We start from the raw sequence: 12,331 nt of genomic DNA, 5'->3' as shown, positions 1-12,331 counted from the left end.
AGGACTCTCCCCTGATCAGGCCTGGGCGGGCACGAGCTGGACGATCCGGTCGTGGACGACGCGCAGCGTCGTGGTGTCGTCGATGTCGGCGAACAGCGACTCGTCGGCCGGGATGTGCGGGTACTGGTTCTGGAACCCGTACAACCACTCCATCAGGTCCAGCGAGTCGACGTCGGCGATGTGCTGGAGCGGCTGGTCCGGGTCGACCTTCTGGGCGCCGGAGACGGCCTCGAGCTGGCTCGCCAGTTCTTCGACGGTGGGCAGCGACATGGGGTTCGGTCCTCTCTCGCAAGGCTTGGGGTGTTACGCCTAGGAATCGAACCGGCAGCCGCGCAAGCGGGGCGCAACACCGCCGGCCCGGCGCCGTCTTGCACATCTGTTGCGAGCACTTCGCTTTCCTCGACCCCGACAGCCGCGCACCCCGACAGGAGTTGAGGAAGAGATGACGACGGTCGCTGACAGGTCGGTCCCCGAGGTCGACGCGATCAGGCACCACTACGAGGTGAGCAACGACTTCTACCGCCTCCTGCTGGGGCCGACGATGATGTACTCGGGCGGCTACTGGGAGGAGGGCGAGGGCCTCACCGAGGCCCTCGACGAGGCCCAGGAGCGCAAGCTCGACCGGTTCGTCGAGCTCGCCGGCGCCGCCGGCAGCCGGCGGGTGCTGGACGTGGGCTGCGGCTGGGGCACCATGCTCAACCGGCTCACCACCGTCCACGGCGTCGAGCAGGCCGTCGGCCTGACGCTCAGCCGCACCCAGGAGGCGTTCATCGCCGGCCTGGACAACCCCCGCATCACCACCCGGGTCGAGTCGTGGGAGGACCACACGACCGACGACCCCTACGACGCGGCGTTCTGCATCAACGCGCTGGAGCACTTCGTGTCCTCCACGCTCCCGCCGCGCGAGCGGACCAAGAAGTACCGGGTGTTCTTCAACAAGGTCGGCGCGGCCCTCAAGCCGGGCGGCCGGTTCGTCCTGCACACCATGACCGCGGAGGCACTGCCGATGAACCGGCAGCTGCTGGACGACCTGAAGTTCCTCCAGCGCTCCGAGTTCGAGAACTGCCACATCCCGCACCTGCACGAGCTCACCCAGGCCGCGGAAGGCCTGTTCGACGTGGTCGAGATCGTCAACGAGCGCGAGTCGTTCGCCGTCGCCTGCCGCGCCTGGCTGAAGCTGCTGGCCGCCCGCCGGGACGAGGCCGTCGCCCTGGAGGGCGAGGAGGTCGTGGCCCGCTTCGAGCGCTACCTCGACATCTTCGCGTACACGCTCGAGGACAAGTTCTTCAACAACTTCCGCGTCACCATCGCGCGCCGCTAGAGGAGGCCCACGTGACGAGCATTCTGGAACCCGCGCGCAGCGACGGGAGTCCCTCGCCCGGCGGGCGGGCGACGGGCGGCGGCCCCACCCGGCATCTGCGCGTCGCGGTCATCGGCAGCGGCTTCTCCGGCCTGGGCATGGCGGTGCGCCTGCTGCAGAAGGGCATCGACGACTTCCTCGTCTTCGAGCGTGCCTACGAGGTCGGCGGCACCTGGCGGGACAACTCCTACCCGGGCGCGGCGTGCGACGTGATGTCGCACCTGTACTCGTTCTCCTTCGCGCAGAACCCGGGCTGGAAGTCCACGTTCGGCAAGCAGGCGGAGCTGTACGAGTACCTGCGGGACGTCGCCGACCGGTTCGGGGTCCGCCCCTACATCCGCTTCGGTCACGAACTGCTCGCCGCCCGCTGGGACGAGACCGCCCGCCGCTGGCACGTGAGCACCTCCCAGGGTGACTACACCGCCCAGGTGCTGGTGTCGGGCACCGGCTACCTCTCCGAGCCGGCCGTGCCCGCCATCGCCGGCCTGGAGGACTTCGAGGGGACGGTGTTCCACTCCTCGCGCTGGAACCACGGGCACGACCTCGCGGGCCGCAACGTCGCCGTCATCGGCACCGGCGCCTCCGCGATCCAGTTCGTGCCGAAGATCCAGCCGGAGGTGGGACGGCTGGACCTGTACCAGCGCACCCCCGCCTGGATCGGGCCGAAGAACGACAAGCCGACCAGCGCGCTGCAGTCGAAGCTGCTGCACAACGTCCCCGGCTACCAGCGCTTCCGCCGCAACTTCAACATGTGGGGCCGTGAGGTCCTGGCGTTCGTGATGAAGCGGCCCAAGGTCGCGGGCAAGATGCAGAAGATGGCCAGCGACCATCTGGCGAAGTCCGTCGCGGACGAGGAGCTGCGGGCGAAGCTGACGCCCGACTACGTGATGGCGTGCAAGCGCCTGCTGTTCTCCAACACGTGGTACCCGGCGATCCAGCAGCCCAACGTGGACCTGGTCACCGACGGCATCGACCATGTGCGGGCCAAGTCGATCGTCTCCTCGGACGGCACCGAGCGGGAGGTCGACACGATTATCCTCGGCACCGGCTTCAAGGCCACCGACCGGCCCGTCGCCGGCCGGATCACGGGCCGCGACGGCAGGCTGCTGCGGGACGTGTGGCGCGAGGGCGGCATGGCCGCCCACCGCGGCACCACGGTCGCCGGGTTCCCGAACCTGTTCCTGCTGCTGGGCCCCAACACCACGCTGGGGCACTCCTCGCAGGTGGTGATGATCGAGGCGCAGATCGGCTACGTCATCGACGCGCTGGGACAGATGGACAAGCGCGGCCTGGCCAGTGTCGAGGTCCGCGCCGAGGCCCAGCAGCAGTGGAACGAGCGGCTGCAGGGCCGGCTCGAGGGCACCGTGTGGAACGCCGGGAACTGCAAGAGCTGGTACCTGGACGAGCACGGCCGCAACCCGTCGATCTGGCCCACCTACACGTGGCGGTTCCGCCGCGCGACGCGCCGTTTCGACCTGGGCGAGTACCAGCTCGCCACCACCGTCAACGCCGGGCGGCCGGCACTGGAGAACGCCTGACGCCACGCGGCCGGCCGGCCCGCGGGCCCGTCCCGCGCGGCGGCCGGCCCTGACGGCGGATCACTTTTCCCTGCCCTGCCCGGCAGGAGTCGGTTCCGCCGTGAAGGGCGGAGTATCCACGGAGGTATGCGTTGACTTCCTCCCCCTCGTGAACGAGGGGGATTCCTACGGCTCGCGCCGTGGGGTTTCTGCTTCGTCGCCGACTGCCCGTCCGGAGCTCTCCGTTGAGGTCTTGCACCAGCTCCACAGACTGTCACGGCCAGCCCGGCCGCCAGAAGGTTCTTCGCCGCGTTCACGTCCCGGTCATGGACCGTCCCGCAGCTGTCGCACGTCCAGGTGCGCACGTGCAGCGGCATTTTGTGTCGCAAGGTGCCGCAGGCGGAGCACAGTCTGGACGAGGGGAAGAAGCGGTCCACGACCACCAGGTCGCGCCCGTACCAGGCTGCTTTGTACTCCAGCATCGCCCGCAGCTCCCGCCACGCCGCGTCACTGATGGCGCGGGCGAGTCTGTGGTTCTTGACCATGTTGCGCACGGTCAGGTCCTCGATCACGAGCGTTTGGTTCTCACGCACGAGTCGAGTGGTCAGCTTGTGCAGGTGACGCCACAACTCACAAACCATCACGCCAACTTGTGGGCTTCTGCGGGTGGTTGACGGTGACCGACGGATCGCCCGGCGGCGATTCGCTGTTCCGTGCCCTGCTCCGCAGGAGCTTCGTTTCCTCCCCGGCTCAAGCCGGGGGTATCCACGAAGGAGTTCTGATGAGTAAGGGCCCACAGACCGGAAACCGCCCCGAGCAGCCGGTGGCGCTGGTCACCGGCGCCTCGGGAGGCCTCGGCCAGGCCCTGGCCCTCGAGCTGGACGCACTGGGTTGCAGGGTCGCCGTCCACTACAACAGCTCGAAGGACGCGGCCCGGGCCGTGCAGGACAAACTCACCAACGACTCGGTCCTCGTCAGCGGCGACGTCGGCGACTACGACGCCGTCACCGTGCTGTACCGGGAGATCGGCGAGCGCCTCGGCCCCGTCGACGTCCTCGTCAACAACGGCGCGATCCGCAAGGACGCGCTGATGGCGATGCAGAACCCGGACGACTGGGCCCAGGTCATCCGGACCAACCTGATCGGCTCGTTCCACACCGCACGCGTCGCCGTCCCGCACATGCTGCGCCAGAGGTGGGGCCGCGTCATCAACGTGGTCTCGCCCTCGGGCCTGATCGCGACCGCCGGACAGACGGCGTACTCCGCCTCCAAGGCGGGCCTGATCGGCTTCACCCGCACACTGGCCGCCGAGTGCGGCCGGCGCGGGGTGACCGTCAACGCCCTCTCCCCGGGCTTCATGATCACCGGCATGACGAAGGACCTCCCCGACCGCGTCGTCGAGGGCATGGAGGGCAAGGCCCCCATCCCGCGCTTCGTGACCGTGGAGGAGGTCGCCCGCAGCGCGTCCCTGTTCCTCGACCAGGACTGCATGACGGGCCAGGTGATCAGCATCGACAGCGGCGTCTCCATCACCTGACCGCCCTGCTGCCCGGCGGCCCGCCGCCCCCCTTCGACCGGGGGGCCGCGGGCCGCTTCCATGTCCACGGCGGGGCCGGACCGCGTACCGGGCGGCCGGTGAGGGGAGTTCACCCCCGCCTGCCGGCCCCCGGGCCCGCCGCCCGTGCTGCGCGGCGCCGGGCACGCGGACGCCGGGGGCCCGGGCACCTGGATGGTGTCGGGCCCCCGGCGTCGTGGCGGGCTCAGCGCGTCGGCAGCGGCGCCGCCGGTGGTGGGGTCAGGGCCTCGAACGCTCCCATCAGCAGCGGGTCCAGCGCGTCGGCCGTCATCCGCCCCGCGGGGGCCCGGCGCTGCGGGCCCGCGGGCTCGGCGCGCAGCAGTTCCAGATAGGCGGCCTGGGTCTCGGCCGCCGGGTCGATGCCCAGCTCGTCCGCGAGGACCTCCCGCAGCTGCTGGTAGGCGCGCAGCGCGTCCGCCCGGTTGCCCGCGGCGGCGTGCGCCGTCATCCGGCAGCGGTGCGCGCTCTCGCGGAACGGCGCGCGCCGTACCGCCTCGTCGGCGTAGCGCACCGCGTGGTGCTCCGCGCCCAGCGCCGACGAGGACAGGCTCGCCAGCTCCAGCGACATCAGGCGCAGTTCGTCGACCCGCTCACGAACGGCGTTGACCCACTCGCCTTCGTGCGCCGGCAGGAACGAGCCGCGCAGGTTGGACACGGCGCCCGCCGCGAGCTGGTGCGCCACCGCGTGGGCACCGTCCGCGAAGGCCGCCCTGGCTTCCGTCATCGCGGCCTCCGCCGCTTCCAGGTCGACCGCCGCGTCGTCCGGCAGTCGCAGTATGTACCGGCCGCTCTGTGCGATCAGGGGCGTTCCGCCCGGCTTCTGCTGCGGGCCCGTGACATAGGCGCGGACCCGGCTCACCACACTGCGCAGCGCGGAGGCCCACGTGTCGGGCAGCCCTTCCGGCCACACGGTGTCCGCGAGCTGGTCGCGGCTGGTTCCCGACGTTCGCTCCAGTATCAGTCGAGCGAAGGCCACTTGGGCCTGCGCGCTCGACAGATGCTGGGGCGCCGTCCCGTCGTGTTCGATGGTGACAAGACCTACGAGTCTGATCAGCAACGCTGAGTCCCCCAAGACTTCGGCTGCACGCGGTCATCACACGTGCGGGGGCGCGATTCAGGAAAGGGAGGCCGCGAATTCGCGCCCCGGCTTCGCAGCCAGATCTCTGTTCGTACTCACTTTCCCGTGGATTCGACCGTACCGGCCAATTGTCGCCACATTCAACCGTGGCCAAAAACATACCGGGGGGAATAACTGGGAATCAGCGCCTCCGGTATTCGACCTGAAGGTCGACTTCCCGCGCCACCACGGGAATTGCGGCGTCGAAAACCGTGTTGCGCCCGCCTTGCGGCCCGGCGCATAGAAAGGACGGCGCGCCTGGAGCAACCGAGAAGTGGATGAGGAGACGCACGTGAACGCATCTGGAGGATGGGAACGCCTCGAGCCGAAGCTGGCGGCAACACAGCGCCGCGTCCAGGCACTCGAATGGGAACCCGACCGCCGCAACAGCTTCGTCGCCTACACCGTCGAACGCGACAGCGCCTACGCCGACCTCGACGGCCGCCGGCTGCTGATGATGTCCGGCTACAGCTACCTCGGCCTGGCCGGCGACGAACGTGTCGTCGCCGCCGCCAAGGCCGCCGTCGACCTCTACGGCACCGGCAACCACGGCGTGCGCGCCCTGGCCGGATCCATCCCCCTGCACGAGGAACTCGAGGCAGAGGTCGCCCGGTTCGCGGACCGCGAGTCGTCCATGGTCTTCGGCTCCGGCTACGCCGCCAACACCGGCACCGTCGGCGGCCTCGTCGGCCCCGGCGACACCGTCTTCATCGACAAGTACGACCACGCCTCCATCGTCGACGGCTGCCGCCTGTCCGGCGCCACCGTCACCCGCTTCCGCCACAACGACGTCGACCACCTCGAGCGCCGGCTGCGCGCCGCGAGCCCCGACGGAGTACGGCTCGTCATCGTCGACAGCGTCTACTCCATGGACGGCGACATCGCCCCGCTGCCCGAGCTGCGCAAGGTCTGCGACGAGCACAACGCCCTCCTCATGGTCGACGAGGCCCACGCGCTCGGCGTCATCGGCGCCACCGGCCGCGGCATCGAGGAGCACTTCGACTGGCAGGCCAGGGTCGACGTCAAACTCGGCACCCTCTCCAAGGCCATCCCCTCCATGGGCGGCTGGGTCGCCGGCCCCGCCGAACTCATCGGCCACCTGCGCTACGCCGCACGCCCCTTCCTGTTCTCCGCCGCCCTCGGACCCGCCCAGGCCGCCGCCGCCCTGGAGTCGCTGCGCATCCTGCAGCGCGAACCCGAACGCGTCGCCCACATCCAGCACCAGTCCGCCCGCCTGCGGAAGATCATCAACGCCGAGGGGCTGCGCACCCAGGACAGCGAGACGGCCGTGCTGCCGCTCATCGCCGGCTCCGACGACGCCGCCTACGACCTGGCCACCACCTGCCGCAAGAACGGCGTCATCGGCCTGCCCGTGGTCACCCCCGCCGTCCCCAACGACCTCGCCCGCCTGAGGATCGCGGTCACCGCCCGCCACACCGAGGCCGACATCGACTTCGCGGCCCAGGCGTTCCTCACCTCCGCCCGCGAGTGCGGCATCCTCCCGGCCTGAGAGGGCCGGCCCGTACACCGAAGGCAGACAGGAACGGGAAACCAACCATGGCAACCTCCACCCCACCCCCGGTCGTGATCACCGGCATCGGCGTGGTCACACCGGCGGGCTGCACCCCGGACGCACTGTGGGCCGCGCTGCGCGCCGGCCGCTCCACCGCCGCCCGCCTCACCCACCTCGACCTCGACCGCCACCGGGTACGGATCGGCTGCCGCGTCAGCGGACTCGACGACGTCGGCCTCGTCGGCGCCAAGGACGCCCGCCGGATGGACCCGTTCGCCCTGTACGGAACGACGGCCGCCCTCGCCGCCCACCGCGACGCGGGCGCCCCCGCCCCCGACCCGCACCGCACCGCCGTCGTGGTGGGCAACGCGGTCGGCGGACGGGCCACCAGCGACCTGGAGTCCGCCCACTTCTCCGAACACGGCCCGCACCGCGTCAACCCGCTGATGCCGCTGATGACGATGCCCAACGCGGCCGCCGCCCAGATCGCCATGCGCCTCGCCTGGACCGGCCCCGCCACCACCATCGCCACCACCTGCGCCAGCGGCGCCGACGCCATCGGCCAGGCCCGGCTGCTGCTGCAGACCCACCGCGCCGACGTGGTCATCGCCGGCGGCTGCGAGTCCACCCTCACCCCCGTCACCCTCGCCGGGTTCGGCAACCTCAACGCCGTCTCCCTGCGCAACGACGAACCGGAGCAGGCCAGCCGCCCCTTCGACGCGGACCGCGACGGGTTCGTGATGGGGGAGGGCGCCGGCTTCGTCGTCCTCGAACGCGCCGACGACGCCCGTGCCAGAGGCGCCCGCCCCTACGCCGAGGTCGCCGGCTACGGCGCCACCTGCGACGCCCACCACCTGTCGATGCCGCTGCCCGACGGCTCCGGCGCCGCCGGCGCCATGACCGCCGCCCTCGCCGACGCCGGCCTCACCCCCGCGGACATCGCCCACATCAACGCCCACGGCACCTCCACACCCCACAACGACCGGGCCGAAGCAGCCGCTCTGGCCAAGGTGTTCGGCACCGCCTGCCCGCCGGTCACCGCACCCAAGGGCGTCCTCGGCCACCTGATCGGCGCCGCCGGCGCCGTCGAGGCCGTCGCCGCCGTCCTCGCCATGCGCGAGCGCGAGGTACCGCCCACCGCCAACCACCACCGCCTGGAGCCAGGAATGGACATCGACGTGGTCCACCACCGTCCCCGAACCATCGCCTCCGGGCCCGCCCTGTCGAACTCCTTCGGCTTCGGCGGCCACAACGCCGCACTGGTGGTGGCGCCGGTATGACGACGACCCCCGCCCTCGCCCGCACCGCGGAGCGCACCGCGAGCGCCGCCGAGATCGACGCCTACCGCACCGCCGTCCGCCCCGGCCTGCCGCCGGCGGCGACCGGCGACGCCTCACCCGTGCACACCTTCGTCCTCGCCCACACACTCGCCGACAAGGCCGTGCGCGCGCTGACCGCGGGGGAGGAGACCACCTCCGTCGTCCATCTCGGCCAGGACATCCGCCTCGAGCGGCCCGTACGGCCCCGCGAACAGGTCATCGTCCACCTCGACGTCACCGGCGCCCGCCGCGAGGCCCGCGGCACCCGCATCGCCGTACGCAGCCGACTCACCGGCGACGACGGCACCGCCTTCGCCGAACTCACCACCCACGCCCTGCTCCTCGGCGCCAAGGGCACCGAACCGTTCGGCGACATCCCCCCGGCCGCCGCCCCCGGCCCCGCCGGCCCCGGCGGTGAGCCGGCCACCGCCCGCCACACCCTCACCGAGGAAACGATCCGCGCCTACGCCCACGCCTCCGGCGACCTCAACCCCATCCACCTCGACGCGGAAGCCGCCCGCGCCGCCGGCTTCGACACCGTCATCGCCCACGGCATGAGCGTCGTCGCCCTGGCGCTGGAGGAGATCGCCGACCGCTACGCCGACGGCGACATCACCCGCATCCACGCCGTCGGCGGCCGCTTCTCCGCCCCCGTGGCGCCCGGCGTCCCCCTCGACATCGCCCTCCAGCCCGACGACACCCGCACCGTGGTGCGCTTCACCTGCCGCACCCCGAACGGACCCGCCGTCAAAAGCGGCTGGGCCCAACTGCGATGAACGCCCCCGCCGGCCTCGTCGCCGGCTTCCTCACCCAGGTGCGCCACCGCCCCGACGCCACCGCCCTGATCCACGGCGGCGAACACACCACCTACCGCGCCCTGTACGAGGCGGCCGGCCGTGAACGCGAACGCCTCGCGGTGCTCGGCACCGCACCCCACGACACCATCGGCGTCCTCGCCCGCACCTCACCCGGCGCGATCGCCCTGGTCCTGGCCGGCCTGCTGTCCGAGCGTCCCCTTCTGCTGCCCTCCCCGGCACCGGCCGGCCGGCTCGCCGACCTGGCCGCCCAGGCAGGCTGCGCCCGCGTCCTGGTCCCCGCCGGCGAAGTACGCCCCGTCCGCCTGCCGCCGTCGGCGGCAGGCGCCCTGCCCCACCCGGCAGGCGAACGGCCCGCCCTGCTGTTCACCACCTCCGGCGCCGCCGCACCGCCCCGGATCGTGCCGCTCGCCCGCACCGCCGTGGACCGCTTCACCACCTGGGCCGCCCGCCGCTTCGGTATCGGCCCCGGCACCACCGTCCTCGGCGCCGGCACCCTCGCCGCAGGCTCGAGCCTCCTCGACCTGTGGACCCCCCTCGCCGCCGGCGCCACCGTCGTCCTCGCCGAACCCGGCCGGGCCGCGGACACCACCGCCCTGCTGGAACTCCTCACCACCCACGACATCCATGTCGTGGCCGCCCGCCCCACGCTCTACGGGCCGCTCACCGACGCCGCCCGCGCCGCCGGCACCACCCTGAACGGCGTCCGCCACGCCGTGCTCACCGGCCACGCCCTGCCCGACCGCACCGTCGCCGCGCTGCCGCGCCTGTTCCCCGGCGCACGCCTTACCAACCTCTACGGCTGCACCGAGACCGGCCCCAGCCTCGTCCACGAGACCGGCCCCGGAGCCACCGTCTACCCGCCCGTCCCCGTCGGCCTGCCCCTGCCCGGCGTGCGGACCCTCCTCATCGGCTCCCACGGCACACCCGTCCACGGCCCCGGCACCGGCGAACTGTACGTCTCCACCCCCTTCCAGTCGCCCGGCCACCTCGGCCGCACCGCCCACCGCGACCCGTTCACCGCCCACCCCCTGGGCGCCGACGACGGCCGCACCTGGTTCCGCACCGGCGACCTGGCCCGCCGCGACGCTGACGGCCTGCTCCACCTGACCGGCCGCGCCGGCGACACCCGGACCACCGTCCGCGGCACCCGGCACCGGACCGGCACGCCCGCCCCCGCCGCCCGGCGGGTCACCGCCGCACAACGGCCCCCCGCCACCACCCGACGGGCCGGACGCGCCGCGCCCGGCCGACCGCACGAACCGATCCCAGTCCAAGGAAGGACGTCATGAGCCACAACGACACCATCAAGAAGTTCGTCATCGAGGAATTCCTGCCCGACCTTGGTGTCCACGAGCTTGCCGACGACCACGACCTGCTCTCCGACGGCGTCATCGACTCCCTCGGCGTGCTCAAGCTCATCGCCTGGGTCGAGGACCACTTCCAGCTCGCCGTCGGCGACGCCGACCTGGACCCCGACAACTTCCGCAGCGTGCGCGCCATCGACGCCTTCATCGAGGACGCCCGCCAGGGGGTGAGCAGCTAGCCATGCATCCCGCGCTCACCGGCCTGCTCGCAGGCGCCCCGGTGACCGAGCGCGAGACCTGGCGATCACTGTGGGACCGGCTCGGTGACGGCACGCTCGAAAAGGAGCAGGCCGTCGCCCTGCTGGCCTCCCTGACCACCAGCCTCCCCGGCCACCAGACCCTTGACGCCCTGCTGGAGACCCTGCGGGAGCGCAGAACCACGCCCCCGCCCGGCCCCTGGCCCGGCACCGTCAACATCGTCGGCACCGGCGGAGGACCCGCCACCTTCAACATCTCCACCGCCGCCGCGGTCACCGCCGCGGCCACCGGCGTACGGGTCGTCAAGACCGGCTCCCGCGCCTACACCTCCAGCCTCGGCTCCGTCGACCTGCTGGAGCGGCTCGGGATCCGCCTGACCGCCTCCTACGGGCAGACCGAGCAGATGCTCGAGCGGTACGGCATCGCGTTCGCCGGTCCGTTCGTCTACCCGGCCGAACTGACCCGCCTGGCCCGCACGGTGGCACCGCTCGGCATGAAACCGTTCGGCCGCTTCCTCAACGCGCTGGGCCCCTTCCTCGCCGACCTGCCGGTCACCGCCCAGGTCACCGGCGTCAGCGCCGCCATGCCGCTGCCCGTGCTGCGCGAACTCGCCCGCACACTCCCCGGCCGGCGGATCTGGCTGACCTCCAACGACCAGGGGGCCGACGAACTCCTCGGCTTCGCCGACAACACCGTCCACCTCGACGACGGCAGCGTCCGGCGGCTCGCCCCCGGCGAACTCGTCGCGCCCGGCGGCGGATTCGACGACCTGCGCCCCGTGCCGCCCGCCGACGCCGCGGACCACTTCCTCGCCGTCCTCGCCGGCACCGCCCACCCCGCCGCCACCGACACCGTGTGCCTCAACGCCGCGGCCCTCGTCCTCGCCTCCGGCCACCCGGGCGACTGGCCGAGCGCGCTCGCCGCCACCCGCGAGGCCGTCGCCTCCGGCGCCGCCCGCGCCCTGGCCGACCGGCTGCGCACCGCACCGCGCACCCCCGCCCCCGCGGCGGGCGCACCCGCCGTCCGATGAACCCGCCGCATCCGCGGCGCCCCCATGCGTCCCCGCCGGCCGCCGGCCGCGGGGCCGGGACACGAGCAGTGGCCGCCGGCCACCCCCGGGTCCTTCCCTGCGTGCGGCACCGCGCCGCACACGACCCAGATCGGAGTTGACCATGATCATCCGCGACATCGAGGACGTGAAGACCGTCGACTGGGGCAACGGAGTCAGCCGCCGTTTCCTCCTCGCCTCCGACGGCGTCGGCTACTCGCTCACCGACACCGTCGTCCTGGCCGGCACCAAGTCCCGCCTCGAATACCGCAACCACCTCGAGGCCTGCTACTGCATCGCCGGCTCCGGAGAGGTCATCGAGCTCGACGGCACCTCCCACCCCATCACGCCGGGCCGCATGTACGCGCTCGACAAGCACGACGCCCACTACCTGGTGGCCAGCCCCCACGAGGACCTGCGGCTCGTGTGCGTCTTCAGCCCGGCCCTCAACGGCGACGAGACCCACAGTCTCGACGAGCACGTCTCCTCCGCGTACTGATG

Annotated in this window: 12 protein-coding genes and 1 pseudogene; 10 read left to right on the top strand and 3 right to left on the bottom strand. The window is 72.3% G+C overall.

Annotation, left to right across the window (positions count from 1 at the left end; translation table 11 throughout):
• Window positions 1-15: 15 nt before the first annotated feature.
• Complete coding sequence (locus tag ACTMTU_RS33320) at window positions 16-270, bottom strand: hypothetical protein (RefSeq protein ID WP_005321911.1); 255 nt, start codon at window positions 268-270, stop codon at window positions 16-18.
• Between the two features lie 172 nt (window positions 271-442).
• Here ACTMTU_RS33320 and ACTMTU_RS33315 point away from each other — a divergent pair, with 172 nt between their 5' ends.
• Both ACTMTU_RS33315 and ACTMTU_RS33310 read left to right on the top strand, forming a co-directional pair.
• On the top strand, window positions 443-1,321 hold the full coding sequence (locus tag ACTMTU_RS33315) for a class I SAM-dependent methyltransferase (protein ID WP_159682277.1): 879 nt from the start codon (window positions 443-445) through the stop codon (window positions 1,319-1,321).
• An 11-nt stretch (window positions 1,322-1,332) separates the two neighbouring features.
• Window positions 1,333-2,898 (top strand): flavin-containing monooxygenase, encoded by a 1,566-nt coding sequence (locus tag ACTMTU_RS33310; RefSeq protein WP_441267158.1) that lies wholly within the window; start codon window positions 1,333-1,335, stop codon window positions 2,896-2,898.
• A 165-nt stretch (window positions 2,899-3,063) separates the two neighbouring features.
• Here ACTMTU_RS33310 and ACTMTU_RS33305 read toward each other — a convergent pair.
• Window positions 3,064-3,500: pseudogene (locus ACTMTU_RS33305) on the bottom strand (RNA-guided endonuclease TnpB family protein); the annotation flags it as partial.
• A gap of 158 nt (window positions 3,501-3,658) precedes the next feature.
• Here ACTMTU_RS33305 and ACTMTU_RS33300 point away from each other — a divergent pair.
• Window positions 3,659-4,414: an SDR family NAD(P)-dependent oxidoreductase gene (locus tag ACTMTU_RS33300; protein WP_441267157.1), complete on the top strand. Its 756-nt coding sequence runs from the start codon at window positions 3,659-3,661 to the stop codon at window positions 4,412-4,414.
• A gap of 223 nt (window positions 4,415-4,637) precedes the next feature.
• On the opposite strand, the gene ACTMTU_RS33295 is transcribed toward ACTMTU_RS33300, so the two are convergent.
• Window positions 4,638-5,510, bottom strand: coding sequence for an AfsR/SARP family transcriptional regulator (locus ACTMTU_RS33295; RefSeq protein ID WP_441267156.1), 873 nt, complete (start codon window positions 5,508-5,510; stop codon window positions 4,638-4,640).
• A 352-nt stretch (window positions 5,511-5,862) separates the two neighbouring features.
• Here ACTMTU_RS33295 and ACTMTU_RS33290 point away from each other — a divergent pair, with 352 nt between their 5' ends.
• The 7 genes from ACTMTU_RS33290 (at window position 5,863) to ACTMTU_RS33260 (ending at window position 12,329) form a co-directional block, all read left to right on the top strand.
• The gene (locus ACTMTU_RS33290; protein WP_159682272.1) at window positions 5,863-7,080 is read left to right on the top strand and encodes an aminotransferase class I/II-fold pyridoxal phosphate-dependent enzyme; all 1,218 of its coding nucleotides are present in this window, start codon (window positions 5,863-5,865) and stop codon (window positions 7,078-7,080) included.
• Between the two features lie 47 nt (window positions 7,081-7,127).
• A complete protein-coding gene (locus ACTMTU_RS33285) occupies window positions 7,128-8,363 on the top strand; it encodes a beta-ketoacyl-[acyl-carrier-protein] synthase family protein (RefSeq protein ID WP_441267155.1) in 1,236 nt (411 codons plus the stop codon).
• Window positions 8,360-9,178 carry a MaoC/PaaZ C-terminal domain-containing protein gene (locus tag ACTMTU_RS33280; protein ID WP_441267154.1) on the top strand — a complete coding sequence of 273 codons (819 nt, stop codon included), beginning with the start codon at window positions 8,360-8,362 and terminating at the stop codon, window positions 9,176-9,178. Before ACTMTU_RS33285 ends, ACTMTU_RS33280 begins: the two co-directional genes overlap by 4 nt.
• Window positions 9,175-10,509, top strand: coding sequence for an AMP-binding protein (locus tag ACTMTU_RS33275; RefSeq protein WP_441267153.1), 1,335 nt, complete (start codon window positions 9,175-9,177; stop codon window positions 10,507-10,509). The genes ACTMTU_RS33280 and ACTMTU_RS33275 overlap by 4 nt, the downstream gene beginning before the upstream one ends.
• Window positions 10,506-10,763 (top strand): phosphopantetheine-binding protein, encoded by a 258-nt coding sequence (locus ACTMTU_RS33270; RefSeq protein ID WP_159682266.1) that lies wholly within the window; start codon window positions 10,506-10,508, stop codon window positions 10,761-10,763. Before ACTMTU_RS33275 ends, ACTMTU_RS33270 begins: the two co-directional genes overlap by 4 nt.
• Before the next feature lie 2 nt (window positions 10,764-10,765).
• Window positions 10,766-11,812, top strand: coding sequence for an anthranilate phosphoribosyltransferase (locus tag ACTMTU_RS33265; protein WP_441267152.1), 1,047 nt, complete (start codon window positions 10,766-10,768; stop codon window positions 11,810-11,812).
• Between the two features lie 142 nt (window positions 11,813-11,954).
• Window positions 11,955-12,329 carry an ectoine synthase gene (locus ACTMTU_RS33260; RefSeq protein ID WP_441267151.1) on the top strand — a complete coding sequence of 125 codons (375 nt, stop codon included), beginning with the start codon at window positions 11,955-11,957 and terminating at the stop codon, window positions 12,327-12,329.
• The last annotated feature ends 2 nt before the right edge of the window (window positions 12,330-12,331 follow it).

Origin of the sequence: Streptomyces sp. OZ13 (assembly GCF_052068155.1) — a bacterium.
GTDB lineage: Bacteria > Actinomycetota > Actinomycetes > Streptomycetales > Streptomycetaceae > Streptomyces.
This window is presented reverse-complemented; position numbering and strand designations above follow the sequence as displayed.

Excerpts from the sequence above, each read along its gene's own strand:
- ACTMTU_RS33320 (WP_005321911.1), bottom strand. The coding sequence starts at position 270 with ATGTCGCTGCCCACCGTCGAAGAACTGGCGAGCCAGCTCGAGGCCGTC.
- ACTMTU_RS33315 (WP_159682277.1), top strand. The coding sequence starts at position 443 with ATGACGACGGTCGCTGACAGGTCGGTCCCCGAGGTCGACGCGATCAGG.
- ACTMTU_RS33300 (WP_441267157.1), top strand. The coding sequence starts at position 3,659 with ATGAGTAAGGGCCCACAGACCGGAAACCGCCCCGAGCAGCCGGTGGCG.
- ACTMTU_RS33285 (WP_441267155.1), top strand. The coding sequence starts at position 7,128 with ATGGCAACCTCCACCCCACCCCCGGTCGTGATCACCGGCATCGGCGTG.
- ACTMTU_RS33280 (WP_441267154.1), top strand. The coding sequence starts at position 8,360 with ATGACGACGACCCCCGCCCTCGCCCGCACCGCGGAGCGCACCGCGAGC.
- ACTMTU_RS33275 (WP_441267153.1), top strand. The coding sequence starts at position 9,175 with ATGAACGCCCCCGCCGGCCTCGTCGCCGGCTTCCTCACCCAGGTGCGC.
- ACTMTU_RS33270 (WP_159682266.1), top strand. The coding sequence starts at position 10,506 with ATGAGCCACAACGACACCATCAAGAAGTTCGTCATCGAGGAATTCCTG.
- ACTMTU_RS33265 (WP_441267152.1), top strand. The coding sequence starts at position 10,766 with ATGCATCCCGCGCTCACCGGCCTGCTCGCAGGCGCCCCGGTGACCGAG.
- ACTMTU_RS33260 (WP_441267151.1), top strand. The coding sequence starts at position 11,955 with ATGATCATCCGCGACATCGAGGACGTGAAGACCGTCGACTGGGGCAAC.